Annotated in this window: 17 protein-coding genes; 4 read left to right on the top strand and 13 right to left on the bottom strand. The window is 66.3% G+C overall.

The window, feature by feature from the left end:
• Positions 1-134: 134 nt before the first annotated feature.
• The 10 genes from AVTE2539_RS24005 to AVTE2539_RS24050 form a co-directional block, all read right to left on the bottom strand.
• Positions 135-1,154: a Bug family tripartite tricarboxylate transporter substrate binding protein gene (locus AVTE2539_RS24005; RefSeq protein WP_284414577.1), complete on the bottom strand. Its 1,020-nt coding sequence runs from the start codon at positions 1,152-1,154 to the stop codon at positions 135-137.
• 149 nt (positions 1,155-1,303) lie between these two features.
• Complete coding sequence (locus tag AVTE2539_RS24010; RefSeq protein ID WP_284402473.1) at positions 1,304-1,726, bottom strand: YXWGXW repeat-containing protein; 423 nt, start codon at positions 1,724-1,726, stop codon at positions 1,304-1,306.
• Positions 1,727-2,059: 333 nt separating this feature from the next.
• A complete protein-coding gene (locus tag AVTE2539_RS24015) occupies positions 2,060-2,755 on the bottom strand; it encodes a hypothetical protein (RefSeq protein WP_284414579.1) in 696 nt (231 codons plus the stop codon).
• A gap of 10 nt (positions 2,756-2,765) precedes the next feature.
• Complete coding sequence (locus AVTE2539_RS24020; protein ID WP_284414581.1) at positions 2,766-2,987, bottom strand: hypothetical protein; 222 nt, start codon at positions 2,985-2,987, stop codon at positions 2,766-2,768.
• Between the two features lies 1 nt (position 2,988).
• Complete coding sequence (locus AVTE2539_RS24025; protein ID WP_284407179.1) at positions 2,989-3,192, bottom strand: Ras family protein; 204 nt, start codon at positions 3,190-3,192, stop codon at positions 2,989-2,991.
• Complete coding sequence (locus tag AVTE2539_RS24030) at positions 3,189-3,530, bottom strand: hypothetical protein (RefSeq protein ID WP_284414583.1); 342 nt, start codon at positions 3,528-3,530, stop codon at positions 3,189-3,191. The genes AVTE2539_RS24025 and AVTE2539_RS24030 overlap by 4 nt, the downstream gene beginning before the upstream one ends.
• Positions 3,527-3,904 carry a hypothetical protein gene (locus AVTE2539_RS24035; RefSeq protein ID WP_284414585.1) on the bottom strand — a complete coding sequence of 126 codons (378 nt, stop codon included), beginning with the start codon at positions 3,902-3,904 and terminating at the stop codon, positions 3,527-3,529. The genes AVTE2539_RS24030 and AVTE2539_RS24035 overlap by 4 nt, the downstream gene beginning before the upstream one ends.
• A gap of 72 nt (positions 3,905-3,976) precedes the next feature.
• The gene (locus tag AVTE2539_RS24040; RefSeq protein WP_272566814.1) at positions 3,977-4,480 is read right to left on the bottom strand and encodes a hypothetical protein; all 504 of its coding nucleotides are present in this window, start codon (positions 4,478-4,480) and stop codon (positions 3,977-3,979) included.
• A gap of 35 nt (positions 4,481-4,515) precedes the next feature.
• Positions 4,516-4,833, bottom strand: coding sequence for a R body protein (locus AVTE2539_RS24045; protein WP_272566815.1), 318 nt, complete (start codon positions 4,831-4,833; stop codon positions 4,516-4,518).
• Positions 4,834-4,955: 122 nt separating this feature from the next.
• Positions 4,956-5,276 (bottom strand): FAD-binding monooxygenase, encoded by a 321-nt coding sequence (locus AVTE2539_RS24050; RefSeq protein WP_284414587.1) that lies wholly within the window; start codon positions 5,274-5,276, stop codon positions 4,956-4,958.
• A gap of 387 nt (positions 5,277-5,663) precedes the next feature.
• Between AVTE2539_RS24050 and AVTE2539_RS24055 the strand changes: the two genes are divergently transcribed.
• Positions 5,664-6,416: a hypothetical protein gene (locus AVTE2539_RS24055; protein WP_284414589.1), complete on the top strand. Its 753-nt coding sequence runs from the start codon at positions 5,664-5,666 to the stop codon at positions 6,414-6,416.
• Positions 6,417-6,507: 91 nt separating this feature from the next.
• Here AVTE2539_RS24055 and AVTE2539_RS24060 read toward each other — a convergent pair whose 3' ends face one another.
• Complete coding sequence (locus AVTE2539_RS24060; protein ID WP_284407183.1) at positions 6,508-7,239, bottom strand: helix-turn-helix domain-containing protein; 732 nt, start codon at positions 7,237-7,239, stop codon at positions 6,508-6,510.
• Positions 7,240-7,381: 142 nt separating this feature from the next.
• Between AVTE2539_RS24060 and AVTE2539_RS24065 the strand changes: the two genes are divergently transcribed.
• The gene (locus tag AVTE2539_RS24065) at positions 7,382-8,353 is read left to right on the top strand and encodes a hypothetical protein (RefSeq protein WP_284414592.1); all 972 of its coding nucleotides are present in this window, start codon (positions 7,382-7,384) and stop codon (positions 8,351-8,353) included.
• 26 nt (positions 8,354-8,379) lie between these two features.
• Entirely contained in the window at positions 8,380-10,323 is a 1,944-nt protein-coding gene (locus AVTE2539_RS24070; protein WP_284414594.1) for an MFS transporter, read from the top strand.
• A 46-nt stretch (positions 10,324-10,369) separates the two neighbouring features.
• On the opposite strand, the gene mdeB is transcribed toward AVTE2539_RS24070, so the two are convergent.
• Both mdeB and AVTE2539_RS24080 read right to left on the bottom strand, forming a co-directional pair.
• Positions 10,370-13,066: an alpha-ketoglutarate dehydrogenase gene (gene mdeB, locus AVTE2539_RS24075; protein ID WP_284414596.1), complete on the bottom strand. Its 2,697-nt coding sequence runs from the start codon at positions 13,064-13,066 to the stop codon at positions 10,370-10,372.
• A 23-nt stretch (positions 13,067-13,089) separates the two neighbouring features.
• Positions 13,090-14,106: a 1-aminocyclopropane-1-carboxylate deaminase gene (locus AVTE2539_RS24080; RefSeq protein ID WP_284414598.1), complete on the bottom strand. Its 1,017-nt coding sequence runs from the start codon at positions 14,104-14,106 to the stop codon at positions 13,090-13,092.
• 218 nt (positions 14,107-14,324) lie between these two features.
• On the opposite strand from AVTE2539_RS24080, the gene AVTE2539_RS24085 reads away from it, so the two are divergent.
• Positions 14,325-14,846: an Lrp/AsnC family transcriptional regulator gene (locus AVTE2539_RS24085; protein ID WP_284414600.1), complete on the top strand. Its 522-nt coding sequence runs from the start codon at positions 14,325-14,327 to the stop codon at positions 14,844-14,846.
• The last annotated feature ends 139 nt before the right edge of the window (positions 14,847-14,985 follow it).

A 14,985-nucleotide genomic window follows, 5' to 3' on the forward strand; every position in this document is an offset into this window, starting at 1 on the left:
ACCTGAGCGTGTATGGGAGTTTGCGCCTTCGGTGGAGCGGCCCGGGGGCCGCTCGCTCTCCTGCGGGGTGCATCGTAGCAGCGAAGCCGCGCCGCGCAAACCCCGTGCGCGGCGGAGGGGGCCGGGCCGTGCGGTCAGTCGATGCGGATCCGGGCGTCCTTCACCACCTGGGCCCACTTGGCGCGGTCGGTGTGGACGGTCTGGCGGAACTGCGCGGGCGTCTCGATGCGCACGGCGTTGCCCTGCGATTCGAAGCGCTCGCGGACCTCGGGCTGCTCGAGCACCTGGCGCAGGGCGGTGTTGAGTTTCTGCACCACGGCGGCGTCCGTTCCCTTGGGCGCGAAGAGGCCGAACCAGATCGAGCTGTCGAAGCCCTGCGTGCCCGGCAGGCCGCTGGAGGCGATGGTGGGCACCTCCTTGACGGCGGCCACGGGCTTGGCGGTGGTCACGCCCAGCAGGCGCACCTTGCCGGCCTTGTAGTGCGGCAGCACGGTCTGCACCTGGTTCATGATGCAGCAGGTCTCGCCGCGCACCACCGACGTGATGGCTTCGGGGCCGCCCTTGTAGGGCACGTGGACCATGTCCAGGCCCAGGCGCGCATTGAATTCGGCAAAGGCCATGTGCGTGCCGGCGCCGTTGCCGGTGGAGGCGTAGTTGTACTTGCCGGGGTGGGCCTTCACCAGCGCGACGAACTCCTGGAGCGTCTTCGCGTCGATGACGTCGGGGTTGATGGTGAGCACGTTCGATACGTCGATCAGCGGGCCCACCGGAACGAAGTCGTTCTCCACGTCGAAGGGCAGCTTGGGGTACAGCGCGGCATTGCTGCCGTGCGTGGCGGCGGTGCCGAAGGCCAGCGTGTAGCCGTCGGGCCGGGCGCGTGCCACGAACTCGCTGGCGATGTTGCCGGCCGCGCCCGATTTGTAGTCGATGACGATGGGCTGCCCGAGCTTCTGGCTCAGGGGCTCCTGCACCGCGCGGGCGACGACGTCGATGCCCGAGCCCGCCGGAAAGCCCAGGATCAGGGTGATGGGTTGCCGGGGCCAGCCGGCCGCGTCGGCGTGGGCGGCGAAGCTGAAGGTGGTGGCCGCGGCGCAGGCCAGGGCGGCGGCGATGCGGCGGGTGGCGCGGTGGGTGATGGGAAAGAGGAGCGGCATGGCAGAGGGGCGCTGAACGCGGGGTGAGAACCGATGCGCCATTGTGGGCAAGCGTTCATGCGCCGCGCGCCATATGCATATGGGCCGGGGGCGCGCCGCCGCCATGGGCTGAATGCGGCGGGCGCAGGGCCGCGCGGGCCCCGCGTGGCTCAGTACCGGTTCGGGTTGTCCGGGCGACGGTCCTGGCGGTTGGGCACGCCGTCGCCGTCGCGGTCCCAGCCGCCGCGGCGCATCTCCCAGCGGCCGTCGTGCTGCACCCAGGCCGGCTGGCGATAGACATAGCCGGGGCGGGCGCGGACCCAGTGGCCGGCCACCCAGACATGGCGATGGCCACGCCATTCCCAATGGCCCGTCTCCCACACCATGCCGCGGCGCGGGGGCGGCACGGCCTCACGGCGGGGCGGGGGCGGTGCCTGGTACTGCACCATCACGGGCCCGGGCTGCCGGTACACCGGTCCGCCAGACTGCACGATCACGGTGGCGCTGGTGGCTGCCCGTGCCACGGTGGTGACGGAGCCCATCGCGGCGAGGGCCAGCGTGGCGGCGGTGAGGGCAATGGTCTTGCGGGTCATGACGATCTCCTTTGGAAAAGCGCTGTGTGTTTTTTTCAGCACCTCCATCGTGATCCGCCAACGTCAAGCCGGTGTCGCCGCGGCGCGAAGTGTTGTGACCGGGTGTTTCCGGCCGGGCAGGGGCGGTGGGCTGTGCCCTGAAGGTCAAAAACTCAGCGGCTGGCAGACCGTTGCGCTATCCATATCGGCTTGCGCCTTTGCGTTCCGTGGGGCCGGGCGGCTCGGGTCTTGCGAGGGACTCCATCCCCGGAAACTTCGCGGTGCCGAAACCCGTGTAGTCATCCATGGATTTTCCTGACCCAACGCATGCCGTGGTTCTCCTGGTCGCAGACATCATTGCACCTCCTTTATCAACCAATAAACCGCCTTGATCGTCTGCAATGCGATGGTCTGGTTTTCTGCCAACACGTTCTTGAGTGGCAGGACATTCGATACCGACACGCCGGGAACGATGGTGATGGGCACGCCGTGGGTGTCGGTGGACAGCGGCAAGGGTTCTGGCACCAGGATGAAACTGCGCCGCAACAACGACACGGCCATTCCCAAAGCGAGCAAGGCCAGAACCGCGATCACCGCCACGATCGCTTTGATCGGAGGGATCGGGATCTTCTTGATGAGGCTGGCGATGAACGAAACGGCGATCAGGCAATCGAGGGTCAGCGGTGAATTCAGCACCCTCACCATTTGCGTCTGCACCAGTTCACCGGGCTGCTGCATGAACTCCACCGCATAGGTCTTTCCACGGACACCGACTGGAAGCGCCAGACGGCGCATGGACAAGGTGTTGTCCGTGGCCTCGTAATTCACACGGCTCAGTCCGGGGGACAGTGCCACGGGCGGCGAAAGGTTCAACCAGTCGCCTGCGCTGTCAGGCAATTGGATGTCGCCTGGGTCGGCTTGAACCAGAATGAAATCGCCTGAATAGCCGTCCAGTCCCATGCCGGAGGGATATTGGCGATATGCCTGGGGAAATGCCACCACCACCACCTGTGCCGGCAAAGGCCGCCATGGGGTTTCGCGACGTGGCATGCGGGTGACCCTATTCAGGGCTGCCCGCCACCGTGGTGGCTTCGTAGGCGTTCAGTCCCCGGATGATGGCGCCGGCGCTCAGGGCCAACGATTCGAAGATGAGTGGGGAGGGATCGCTTTCCAGCACCTCGACCATCAGGGCGTAAGAGGCTTCGGCGCTGGGCAGCGCGACGGCATTGAGCGCCGCCACGGCCGACAGGGGAGCGTCCACGATGGCGCCGCTGGCTGCCATGTCACTGCTCCGGCGCTGGCGGCAGTTTGTACAGTTGGCGAATGTAGTCCAGCACCTTGTTGTTCTCCTCGGTGATGACCCGCATCTGTTCATCGGCGTTGCCCTCGACCCCCAGCATCGCGATGTTGGTGGCCACCTTCGTCATGGAGTCGGCGATGCTTTCGACGACCTGGCCCAGTTGTGCCAGCGATTGGGGTTGGTTCATTGCTCAGTGCCTTTGTCTTTGTGTTTCTTCGGAAGGACCGGCGTGAGGGCGGGGTCCGATTCCCAATCGTTTTTTTCAGCCGTTCGCATGACGACGGTGGAGTTGACATAGCCGATGCATTGCGAAAACGGCTGAGGGCCGAAAGCCACATCGTGGTCGTCGGTGATGGTGGTCGATGCCAGAACGGACAGCACGCCTGTCAGGCTGCTTCGGACCACGTAGTAGTTGCCGCCCTGCAATGCCGCATCGAATCCGCTTTTCAGCCGGCTCTGGATTTGCTCCATGAGCATGGTGTTGTGCAGCTCCATCGGCGTCGGCTCTCGCGTGGCCTGGTTCATGGGATGGCCGTTCGCACAGGGGCGGTGGTCTGCCGCATCGAGAAGGCGCCGAGGGCGCTCTTCAGGCCGGCAAGGGTCTGCGCCAATTCGTTGTTGGTGAGTACCGTCACCACCGACCGGGCGGTGCAAGGCCCCGGCGCCTGGATGCGTGCCACGGCCGAGGCCACGATCGTGTGGCGAAGGCGGTTCATGGCATCCTGGCGCGCCACCTGGGCTTTGGCGCTCAGGTCGCCATTGCCGACCTGGTTGGCGTACGCCAGGTTCGACAGTGCCGAAGGCTGCTGCGCGGTCACCCATCCCGACAGAGCGACAGCCGACACGGCGGGGTGCCGAGGCGTGTCGTCGCCCACGCTCTTGATTTCGATGGTTCCCATATTCCCTCCGTTTGAAAGGGGTGGAGCGGCCCGCAGGCAGCCCCACCTTTGTCATCGAGCTTGTCGACGCATTCAGCCGTTCGCCTTGACCTTCACGGTGAAGTAGTTGGGCTGGAGATCGATGAGGATCTCCTCCTTGGCCACTTTTCCGGGGACAAGGATGGTGATACCCGGTGGAACGACCAACTGCCCGGCCGGGTCCACGCGAAGGCCCCTGTCCATCAGCGCCCGGAGCGTTGCTCGGCCAGCCGCACCGCTTCCGCCCGAAGGCGCCGCGAAGGCGTTCACCGCCGCCTTCAGATCGGCGATCGATTGCGCCAACTCGTTGTTGGTCAGAACATCCACCGCAGACCGGGCCTCCATGGGTCCGATGGTGCTGATGGTGTTCGTGGCCTTCGCCACCAGCGGAATACCCAGTTCGCCGATCGCCTGCTGGTTTGCCACGGCGTTCTGCTGTCCCAGGTTGTTGGTCGTGACCACATTCGCGTACGCGAGGTTGGACAGCATCGCCGGCTGCTCTGAAATGGCTTTCAGATTGCCGACGGCGACCGCACTCGTGACTTGTGCATCAATCATGTTTTGTCCTCCGTGTCAGCGCTGAGAGGCCGGGATCAACGACCGCTGAAAGCCTGCAGCGTGGCCTTCATGTCGGCGATGGTCTGCGCCAGTTCGTCGTTGGTCAGGACATCGACGGCCGAGCGGGCCTCCAGCGGGCCGATGTTGCTCACCGTGTTGGATGCCTTGGCAACGATGGAGATGCCCAGTTCGTTCATGGCCTGCTGGTTGGCCACCGCGTTCTGCTGGGACAGATTGGTATTGGCCACGGTATTGGAATAGGCCAGGTTGGACAGCATCGCGGGCTGTTCCGAGATGGCTTTCAGGTTGCCGATCGCGACAGCGCTCACTACTTCTTCGGGCAGAGTTGCCATGGTGTTTCTCCTTGAGATGGATTGCAGGTTGATAAAAAAGCGGGTTACCTACCGCACCCCGGAATTGGGAGGATGGTTCATTGCATTTGCAAGAAATGCAATGAATGGCATTCGTGAATGAATTATTGGCCCGATGCTTTGCCGGCGGCTTTTTCTTGAATGACCTTCATGAATTCCTGAATGTCTTTGAGTATTCTTTCCATGGAAGGCTCGCCTTGTTTGCCATCGCTTTTCTCGATCATGGTGACGCATTTTGCGGCGGCTGCCATCTGCACTTGATTCATGGCCTGCTGCTGGCTCAAGGCGATTTGCTGCTGCATATTTTGGTTGAATATTTGCTGTGCTAGCGCGAGATTCGCCAAAATGGCAGGCTGCTCGCCAATGGACTTTGCATTGGATATGGCGATTGCCTGAATGACATCGGCGGGGAGTGAGTCGGCCATTTATCTCTCCATAGCTGGCGGGGTTCCGTTTGCCAAATTTGGTTGGTGTGGCGCTATATTAATTCCGGCAAAGAAAAAGTGAAGTATCGATACGGTAACTCCTGTCGGCTGTTACCGTAACAGTATTCCTCTTTGAGGACGCGCAGTTTTTTTCAGATCTATTCAGAACGGCTTAGCCCGAAAAACACATTGCGGGGTGAATATGTCGGCCGCGCGTGGCAGCGCATTAAACGGGTATTGAAAAGCCGGCGATGGCGGCAACCAATGGTTTTCAAGTTATTGGAGTCGCGCCGGTCGCCTGATTGAAGTGCCAGCGTTTTTTGGGGCTTTTGGGAGGGCCACGCGTGGATGCACCATTAACCGATGAGGTACTCAGTGAGGCGTAAGATGAATGAGATCGAAGAAAATCAAATCAGGGAGGCGTGCGACGCAATATTGGAGAGCGATGCGTTTGCAAAGGCGCATCGGATGAAGCGGCTTTTCCGTTTTCTCGTGGAGCAGGCGGTCGCCGGAGAAAATCGCAATACCAACGAGCACACCATCGGGATCGAGGTTTTCGACCGCGAAGCTTCTGCCTACATGCCGGGTGAAGACCCGATCGTCAGGGTTCAGATCGGGCGACTGCGCCAAAGGCTGGACGCCTACTACGCGGCCCACAGGCCGCAGGGAGGAATCGAGATCCGCATTCCGGTGGGTAGCTACATGCCGGTGATCCACCGCCCTGCATCCCCTCTCGAAGACCCGGTGCATCCCAACCGTCTCATGGTGCAGCCGGTCCAATGCATTGCGGAGCGTGTTGACGGGCATGCTTTCGCCCGCGGGCTCTATGAGGAACTGGTGAACCAGCTCTTTCGTGCTTTTGGAGACGTGTTGGTGGCGCCCGCGTCATCGGCCGGGCCGAATGCCGGTGACCCTGGAGGGACCAGCCAGCGCGGCAGGTCGCACCATTGCGTCGAAAGCAGCCTGCGCATCGACACCGAGCGCATCCGTGCGTCCATACGGCTGGTGGATTCTTCTCTCAAACGGATCACCTGGGCTCGGCACTTCGACTGCTCGGTCCACTTCGGGATTCAACAGCAGGAGGAACTCGCGACGTCCATTTGCAGCGCTCTCAAGCCCGTTGTTTCATCCTTGAAGTGACCCGCGGCATCACTGCCTGTCTTGGCCGCCAAGCTTCGAGAGAGCTCGAAATGGCCGCTCTCGGACCACGTGGCAGGGCACGGAATGCGATTTACCTTCGCATGCTGGTGAACACGTCGAACTCCCAGCTGCGCAGCGCCAGCAGGACGGTGTAGCCCTCGCGTTCGCGCTCGGGCATGCGCTGGTCGGCCAGGTGCTGTTGCGCGAAATCGTGCGCCACGCGCTGCATGCGCTCCCAGAAGGCCGGCGCCAGGCTGCGGCTGATCGCGCCGTGCACCAGCAGCACGCCTTCGCCCGGGCCGTCGAAGCTGCCGGCGAAGTAGTCGAGCAGCGCATGGTCGCGAAAGTAGTGCATCACCGGGCCGTGGGGGCGCCAGCGAAAGGTCTTGGCGAGCTTGAGGCGGTAGCGGTTCAGGGGGCGCAATTCGATGATGCCGATCCGGTCGAGCTGCGCGAGGTACTTCACCCCCTCGGCCTCGCTCAGGCGGTAGGTGGTCACGATCTGCTCCAGCGTCCACTGGCTCAGCACGCAGATCGCCATGAGCATCAGCTTCTTGTCGGCCACCACGGCCGTTTCCTGCGCCTGGCTCAGCTCCTTGAGCAACGGCTGGCTGTCGGCCACGCGCCGCGCCAGATCGGCGAAATCGAGCGCCAGCGCCCGGCAGATCGCATCGATGCGCGACAGCGGCATGTCGCCCTTGGCCAGCATGCGCTTGACGCTGGATTCGGCCATCCCCAGCGCCTGGGCCAGGTCCGCATAGGTCATCTGCGCGGATTTGAGTTCCTTCTTGAGGGCGGTAACGAGGTCGGCGGTGGTGCTCATGGGTATCGATTATGGATACCCGGCGTGGCTGGCGATGGGTCTGGGCGCGTTTCGTGCGCCCTGGCATGGCGAGGGCGTAGAGACTGCGTTCCATTCCCCATCCGTCCCCCGTTCCATCCCGCTGCCTTCCGGAGTTTCGTTCATGCCGTCGTCCACCCGTTCTTTTTCCCGCGCCTTCCTCTCGCGTCCGGCACCGGCCGAGTGGGCCTTGTATGGCGCCCTGGCGGTGCTGGCCGCCGTGGGCGCCTGGGGCCCGCAGGTGGCGGCGGACCCGCACCAGCATGCCTTTGCCGACCAGCGCACGCTGTGGGGCATCGCGCATGCCGTGGACGTTCTCACCAACCTGCCGTTCGCCCTCATGGGGTTGCTGGGCGTGCGGCGCCTGGTGCAGTGGGTGCGCAGCGGCAAGGCTGGCGGGTGCGGCGAGGGGGTGGCGCAAGCGGGCGGCACCGGCCGCACCACTACGGCGGTGATGGCGGCGATCTTCTTCTCGGGTTTGCTGCTCACGGCCGGCGCCTCGGCGCTGTACCACGCGGTGCCGCACGACATCACGCTGCTGTGGGACCGCATGGGCATGCTGGTGGCCTTCACCGGGCTGCTGGGCCTGGCGGTCGATGGGCGCATGGGTGCGCGGCCCGCCTGGGTGCTGGCCTGTGTGCTGCCGCTGGCGGGCGCGTTGTCGCTGCGGGCCTGGGGCATGGCGGGGCAGGTGCTGCCCTGGGGCTTGCTGCAGGGCGGGGGCATGCTGCTGGTCGCGGCGCTGGCGATGGTGCCGGCGCGGTCCAGCCGGCCGCCCCTGTCGCTGGTGGCCGTGATCGGCTGGTATGCCCTGGCCAAGCTGTTGGAGCTGGGCGACCACGCGGTGTTCGGCTGGACGGGCGGCTGGGTGTCTGGCCACAGCCTCAAGCACGTGGCGGCGGCTCTGGCCGCATGGCCGGTGATCGCAGCGCTGGCACCGCACCGCGCCGCACTGCCGGGCGCCTACTGGGCCCAGTGCGTGCGGGCGGTGCCCTGGCGCCGCCCGGCGGCGGCCGCAACGGGCCTGCGCCGGGGCACAATCGCCGCCAGCGCGGACGAGGGGGCCCAGCCTGGCGCCGCGGCGCAACGCGTCTGAAGAACCATTCCACACAGGAGCACGGCATGAGCCAAGAACAGGCCCGCATGGCCGACCACCCCCACGCGGCCGAGCCGTCGCACCCCAACCAGTTCGCCCTGCTGCGCCAGCGCCGCTTCGCACCCTTCTTCTGGACGCAGTTCGCCGGCGCGGCGAACGACAACCTGTTCAAGTTCGCCTTCACGGTGATGGTGACCTACCAGCTCAGCGTGTCGTGGATGCCGCCGTCCATGGCCGGGCTGGTGATCGGCGCGCTGTTCATCCTGCCCTTCCTGCTGTTTTCGGCCACGTCGGGGCAGCTGACGGACAAGTTCGACAAGACCCGCATGATCCGCTTCGTGAAGAACCTGGAGATCGCCATCATGCTGGTGGCGGCCTGGGGGTTCCTCGCCTCCAGCGCCGCCGTGCTGCTGGCCTGCACCTTCCTCATGGGGCTGCATTCCACGCTGTTCGGGCCGGTCAAGTTCGCGTACATGCCCCAGGTGCTGAACGAGCGCGAGCTGACGGGTGGCAACGGCATGGTGGAGATGGGCACCTTCGTCGCCATCCTGCTGGGCCAGGTGGCGGGCGGGTTGCTGGTGGCTGTGCCGGACATCGGCCATGCCTGGGTGGCGGCGGCCTGCGTGCTGCTGGCCTTGGCCGGGCGCGCGGTGGCGCAGTTCATCCCGAGCGTGCCGGCCACCGACCCGGGCCTGTCGATCAACTGGAACCCGGTGACCGAGACCTGGCGCAACCTGAAGCTCGCGCACGCGAGCCCCGTGGTGTTCCGCTCGCTGCTGGGCATCAGCTGGATGTGGTTCTTCGGCGCGGTGTTCCTCTCGCAGTTTCCGAGCTTCGCGAAGGAGGTGCTGCACGGCGATGCGCACGTGGCCTCGCTGCTGCTCGTGGTGTTCTCGGTGGGCATCGGCGTGGGCTCGCTGCTGTGCGAGGTGCTGAGCCGCCGGCACGTGGAGATCGGCCTGGTGCCGCTGGGCGCCATCGGCATGAGCGTGTTCGCCATCGACCTGTACTTCGCCTCCCGCTCCCTGCCACCCGCGCCCGAGATGGGGCTGGGCGCCTTCGTGGCGCAGGCCGCGCACTGGCGCGTGATGGCCGACCTGGCGCTGCTGAGCCTGTTCGCCGGCCTGTACAGCGTGCCCATGTATGCCCTGATCCAGATGCGCAGCCAGCCCACGCACCGGGCGCGCATCATCGCGGCCAACAACATCCTGAACGCGCTGTTCATGATCGGCAGCTCGCTCATCGCCGGCGCGCTGCTGGGCGCGGGCTTCTCGGTGCCGCAGATCTTCCTATTCACGGGCATCGCCAACGCCATCGTGGCGTTCTACATCTTCCTGCTGGTGCCCGAGTACCTGCTGCGCTTCGTGGCGTGGGTGGCCTCGCGCTTCGTCTACCGCTTCAGGATCCGGGGCGACGAGCACCTGCCCACCCAGGGCGCGGCCATTCTGGTGTGCAACCACGTGAGCTTCGTGGACGCGGTGTTGCTCATGGCGGCGAGCCCGCGCCCGATCTACTTCGTGATGGACCACCGCATCTTCCGCGTGCCGGTGCTCGGCTGGCTGTTCCGCTTGGCCAAGGCCATTCCCATCGCCCCGCAAAAGGAAGATCCCGCGGTCTATGCCGCGGCGTTCGAGCGCGCCGCGCAGGTGCTGCGGGAAGGGGATTTGCTGGCGATCTTTCCCGAGGGGGGCATCACGCGCGACGGGCAACTGCAGCCGTTCAAGGGCGGCATCATGAAGATCCTCGAACGCGCCCGCGAAGAAGGCGTGGCGCCCCCGGTGATCCCGATGGCGCTGACCAACCTGTGGGGCTCGTATTTCAGCCGCATCGAGCGCGGCACCGCGATGGCGCGGCCCTTCCGGCGCGGCCTGTTCAACCGGGTGGGCCTGAACGTCGGGCCGGCCGTGCCGGCCACGCTGGTGCAGCCCGATCTGCTGCGCGAACGGGTGGCGGGCCTGCTGGCCGACTGAAGGCTGTCATTGCGGAGCCCCCGCCGCGAAGGCGGGGCGCGCCACCTCAGGTGACGGCGAGCGAGGCCAGGCCCTGCAGCCGCTGCTGCTCGGCCGACGCCTCGTCGGTGTCGTCCTCCTCGCGGGCGCGCAGGCTGGCCTGCACGATGGCATCGGCATCCACCGCGAAATGCGCCCGCAGGGCGGCGCGCGAGTCGCTGCGGCCGAAGCCGTCGGTGCCCAGCGTCACATAGCGCCGGCCCGGCGGCACGAAGGCGCGCACCATCTCGGGCAATGCCACCACGTAGTCGCTCGCGGCGACGATGGGCCCGGACGTGGTCGCCAGTTGCTGCTCGAACCAGCTTCCCACCGCATCGCGCTCGCCCTGGCGCCAGCCGCGCTCGCAGGCCTGCCCCTCGCGCGCCAGTTCCACGTAGCTCGTCACGCTCCACACATCGGCCGCCACGCCGTGCTGCTGCTCCAGCCGGTCGGCGGCCTTGAGCACCTCGCCCAGGATGGCGCCGCTGCCGAAGAGCTGCACGCGGTGCGCCAGTGCCGGCGCGCCCTGCCGCAGCCGGTACATGCCGCGCACCACGCCGTCGCGCGCGTCGGCGGGCAGGCTGGGGTTGGTCACGTTCTCGTTGGTGACGGTGATGTAGAAGAATTCGTCGATCTGCGCCTCGACCATGCGGCGCATGCCGTGGTCCACGATCACGGCCAGCTCGCCCGCGAAGGCCGGGTCGTAGGCACGGCAGTTCGGAATGGTGGAGGCCATCAGGTGGCTGCTGCCGTCCTGGTGCTGCAGCCCCTCGCCACCCAGCGTGGTGCGGCCCGAGGTGGCGCCGATGAGAAAGCCGCGTGCCCGCTGGTCGGCCGCGGCCCAGATCATGTCGCCCACGCGCTGAAAGCCGAACATGCTGTAGAAAATGTAGAACGGCAGCATCGACAGCCCGTGCGTCGAATAGCTGGTGGCCGCCGCCGTCCACGAGGCCAGCGCGCCGGCCTCTGTGATGCCTTCTTCCAGGATCTGGCCGGATTTTTCTTCCCGGTACACCAGCATCGAGGCGTTGTCCTCGGGCTGGTAGAGCTGGCCGAACGGCGCATAGATGCCGACCTGGCGGAACAGCCCCGCCATGCCGAAGGTGCGGGCCTCGTCGGCCACGATGGGCACCACGCGCGGCCCCAGCGCCTCGTCTTTCAGCAGGTTGCCCATCAGGCGCACGAAGGCCATGGTGGTGCTCATGGCCTTGCCGTCGGCCTCCAGCGCAAAGCCACCGGTGACCGGCAGCGGCGGCACGGCCACTTCGGGCGCCCGGGCGCGGCGTGCGGGCAGGTAGCCGCCCAGCGCCTGGCGGCGGTCGTGCAGGTAGCGCATCTCGGCGCTGTCGTCGGCGGGCTTGCAGAAGGCGGCGGTGCGGGCCTCTTCGTCGGTCAGTGGCAGGTGGAAGCGGTCGCGGTAGGCCAGCAGTTCGTCGGCGCCCAGCTTCTTGTGCTGGTGCGAGGTCATGCGGCCCTGGCCCACGCTGCCCATGCCGTAGCCCTTCATGGTCTTGGCCAGCACCACGGTGGGCTGGCCGGTGTGGCCGGCCGCGCGCGCGAAGGCGGCATGCACCTTGGCCGGGTCGTGACCGCCGCGGCGCAGGCGGTCGATGTCGTCGTCCGACAGGTGGGCCACCAGGGCTTGCAGCTCGGGGCTCTTGCCGAAGAAGTGGCGGCGGTTGAAGGCGCCGTCGTTCGCGCTCAGGGTCTGGAACTCGCCGTCCACCGTCTGCGCAAAGGCCCGGGCCAGCGCGTGGCCATGGTCGCGCGCCAGCAGTGCGTCCCATTCGGAACCCCACAGGCATTTCACGACGTTCCAGCCGGCGCCGGTGAAAAGCGATTCCAGCTCGTCCACGATGCGGCCGTTGCCGCGCACCGGGCCGTCCAGGCGCTGCAGGTTGCAGTTGATGACGAAGATGCAGTTGTCCAGCCCCTCGCGCGCGGCGAGGGTGAGCGCGGCGATGGATTCGGGCTCGTCCATCTCGCCGTCGCCGAAGAAGCCCCAGACCTTGCGGCCCGCCGTGTCGCACAGGCCCCGATCGGCCAGGTAGCGCATGAAGCGCGCCTGGTAGATCGCCTTGATCGGGCCGATGCCCATCGAGCCGGTGGGAAACTGCCAGAAATCCGGCATCAGGTAGGGGTGGGGGTAGGAGGTCAGGCCCTGGATGCCCTTGGCCTCGGCAGCCAGTTCCTGACGGTAGTGGCGCAGGGAGTCTTCGCTCAGCCGGCCTTCCAGGTAGGCGCGCGCATACACGCCGGGCGCGGAGTGCGGCTGAAAATACACCAGGTCGCCGCCGTGCTGCTCGGTGCGCGCATGGAAGAAATGGTGGAAGCCCACCTCGAACAGGTCCGCCGCCGAGGCGTAGCTGGCGATGTGGCCGCCCAGCTCGCCCTGCGCGGCATTGGCCCGCACCACCATGGCCAGCGCGTTCCACCGCACGATGGCCGACAGCCGCTGCTCGATCTGAGGGTCGCCCGGGTAGGGCGGCTGTTCCTCCACCCGCACGGTGTTGAGGTACGAGGTGATGCCGGCCGGGCTCCATTGCAGCCCGCGCTGGCGCGCATGGGCCAGTAACGCGTCGAGCAGCGCCGCGGCCCGCTCGCGCCCCTGGCGGGGCTCCCAGGCGGCCAGCAGGCCGTCGAGCGCATCGCACCATTCCTGGACTTCCCCGGGGTCGAGCGTATCGGGCAAGGGGGTGGCGCCGGGCCAGCCGAGTCGTGTCATGGTGCTGCGTTCTCCTGGGGGGATCAACCGTTGCGGAAAAGGAAACTGTAGGCGTTCAGGGCGGGCACGCCGCCCAGGTGGGCATACAGCACCTTGGAGCCTGCCGGAAATTCGCCGTTGCGCACCATCTCGATCATGCCGTGCATCGACTTGCCTTCATAGACTGGGTCGGTCAGCATGGCCTCCTGGCGCGCGCACAGGCGGATCGCCTCCAGCGTGCCCTCGCTGGGCAGGCCGTATTCGGGGCCGCCGTAACGCGTGTCCAGCACGATGTCGGCTTCGGTGATGTCACGGCCCAGTTCCACCAGTTGGGCGGTGTTCTGCGCGATGCGCAGGATCTGCGCGCGGGTCTGCTCCGGCTTGGCCGATGCATCGATACCGATCACCTTGTCCGCCCGGCCATCGGCCGCGAAGCCCACCACCATACCGGCCTGCGTGCTCCCCGTGACCGAGCACACGACGATGTAGTCGAACTGAAAACCCAGTTCCTTTTCCTGCTGGCGCACTTCTTCGGCGAAGCCGACGAAGCCCAGTCCACCCTTGGGGTGCTCGGAGCAGCCCGCGGGAATGGGAAACGGCTTGCCGCCGGCCTTGCGCACGTCCTCCATGGCCTGCTCCCAGCTCGGGCGGATGCCGATGTCGAAGCCCGCGGCGTCCAGCCGCACGTCGGCGCCCATGATGCGGCTCATCTCGATGTTGCCCACGCGGTCGTACACCGCGTCGGAGTAGTTCACCCAGTTCTCCTGCACCAGCACGCACTTCATGCCCAGGTGCGCGGCCACGGCGGCCACCTGGCGCGTCTGGTTGGACTGGATGCCGCCGATGGAGACCAGCGTGTCGTAGCCGCCTTCGATCGCCTCGGGAATGAGGTATTCGAGCTTGCGCGTCTTGTTGCCGCCGAAGGCCAGGCCCGAGTTGCAGTCCTCGCGCTTGGCGTACAGATCGACCTTGCCGCCCAGGTGGGCGGACAGGCGCGGCAGCGGCTGGATGGGCGTGGGGCCGAAGGTCAGCGAATGGCGGGGGAATTTCTGCAAGTTCATGGGAAGCATCCTGGCAAAGGGAAGGGCATGGGGGCGGGGCTCCGGCGCCGCGGTGGATTGCCGCTGCCGCGCAGTGGCAGGGGCAACCGACAAGGGCAGTCCGTTGCCTGGAATGGTAGGAAAATGCGGGCGCAACAGGGTTGCAAAAATGGATTGAAAATCGGCCTGAAAAAGGCTGTGAAGCCTGTTTATTTCGAATTCATTGCGGGAAATCATTCATGTGCGCAACAAAATTAAGAAAGCCTGCGATGCCGGCACCCGCCGCCGATCTCACCGGCGAACTGGACCGCACCGACAAGGCCATCCTGCGGGCCCTGCAGCGCGATGCTTCGGTCTCCAACGTGGCGCTGGCGGCCAAGGTCCACCTGAGCGCGCCTGCCTGCCTGCGGCGCGTGGAGCGCCTCAAGCGCCTGGGGCTGATCGACGGGGTGGTGGCGCTGCTCAATCCGCGCGCCGTGGGCGCGGGCATGCTGGTGATGATCGGCGTGGTGCTGGACCGCTCCACGCCCGAGTCGTTCGCCGAGTTCGAGAAGGCCGCCGCCAGGATCTCGGGCTGCATGGAATGCCACGTGGTGACGGGCGAGTTCGACTATTTTCTACTGGTGCGCACCAGGGACAGCGAGAGCTTCAACCGCCTGCATGCGGAGCAGCTGCTTTACCTGCCAGGCGTGCGGCAGGTGCGCTCGTTCATGGTGATCCGCAACGTGCTCTCGACGACCGAACTGCCCATGGCGATCTGACGCGGGGCCGGAAGGCCGGCGGCGCGCGGCAAGGCGGGAAGATCGGCCCGGATGGCTTCACGGCGAGCGGCGCGGCTCATCCACCACGCAGCCGCCATTGGAATGCCTGGGGCGTGACCACCGCCGGGGCGGAGGTCAC

Origin of the sequence: Acidovorax sp. SUPP2539, assembly GCF_030158975.1 — a bacterium.
Classification (GTDB): Bacteria; Pseudomonadota; Gammaproteobacteria; order Burkholderiales; family Burkholderiaceae_C; genus Paracidovorax.

Excerpts from the sequence above, each read along its gene's own strand:
- AVTE2539_RS24005 (WP_284414577.1), bottom strand. The coding sequence starts at position 1,154 with ATGCCGCTCCTCTTTCCCATCACCCACCGCGCCACCCGCCGCATCGCC.
- AVTE2539_RS24010 (WP_284402473.1), bottom strand. The coding sequence starts at position 1,726 with ATGACCCGCAAGACCATTGCCCTCACCGCCGCCACGCTGGCCCTCGCC.
- AVTE2539_RS24015 (WP_284414579.1), bottom strand. The coding sequence starts at position 2,755 with ATGCCACGTCGCGAAACCCCATGGCGGCCTTTGCCGGCACAGGTGGTG.
- AVTE2539_RS24020 (WP_284414581.1), bottom strand. The coding sequence starts at position 2,987 with ATGGCAGCCAGCGGCGCCATCGTGGACGCTCCCCTGTCGGCCGTGGCG.
- AVTE2539_RS24025 (WP_284407179.1), bottom strand. The coding sequence starts at position 3,192 with ATGAACCAACCCCAATCGCTGGCACAACTGGGCCAGGTCGTCGAAAGC.
- AVTE2539_RS24030 (WP_284414583.1), bottom strand. The coding sequence starts at position 3,530 with ATGAACCAGGCCACGCGAGAGCCGACGCCGATGGAGCTGCACAACACC.
- AVTE2539_RS24035 (WP_284414585.1), bottom strand. The coding sequence starts at position 3,904 with ATGGGAACCATCGAAATCAAGAGCGTGGGCGACGACACGCCTCGGCAC.
- AVTE2539_RS24040 (WP_272566814.1), bottom strand. The coding sequence starts at position 4,480 with ATGATTGATGCACAAGTCACGAGTGCGGTCGCCGTCGGCAATCTGAAA.
- AVTE2539_RS24045 (WP_272566815.1), bottom strand. The coding sequence starts at position 4,833 with ATGGCAACTCTGCCCGAAGAAGTAGTGAGCGCTGTCGCGATCGGCAAC.
- AVTE2539_RS24050 (WP_284414587.1), bottom strand. The coding sequence starts at position 5,276 with ATGGCCGACTCACTCCCCGCCGATGTCATTCAGGCAATCGCCATATCC.
- AVTE2539_RS24055 (WP_284414589.1), top strand. The coding sequence starts at position 5,664 with ATGAATGAGATCGAAGAAAATCAAATCAGGGAGGCGTGCGACGCAATA.
- AVTE2539_RS24060 (WP_284407183.1), bottom strand. The coding sequence starts at position 7,239 with ATGAGCACCACCGCCGACCTCGTTACCGCCCTCAAGAAGGAACTCAAA.
- AVTE2539_RS24065 (WP_284414592.1), top strand. The coding sequence starts at position 7,382 with ATGCCGTCGTCCACCCGTTCTTTTTCCCGCGCCTTCCTCTCGCGTCCG.
- AVTE2539_RS24070 (WP_284414594.1), top strand. The coding sequence starts at position 8,380 with ATGAGCCAAGAACAGGCCCGCATGGCCGACCACCCCCACGCGGCCGAG.
- mdeB (WP_284414596.1), bottom strand. The coding sequence starts at position 13,066 with ATGACACGACTCGGCTGGCCCGGCGCCACCCCCTTGCCCGATACGCTC.
- AVTE2539_RS24080 (WP_284414598.1), bottom strand. The coding sequence starts at position 14,106 with ATGAACTTGCAGAAATTCCCCCGCCATTCGCTGACCTTCGGCCCCACG.
- AVTE2539_RS24085 (WP_284414600.1), top strand. The coding sequence starts at position 14,325 with ATGTGCGCAACAAAATTAAGAAAGCCTGCGATGCCGGCACCCGCCGCC.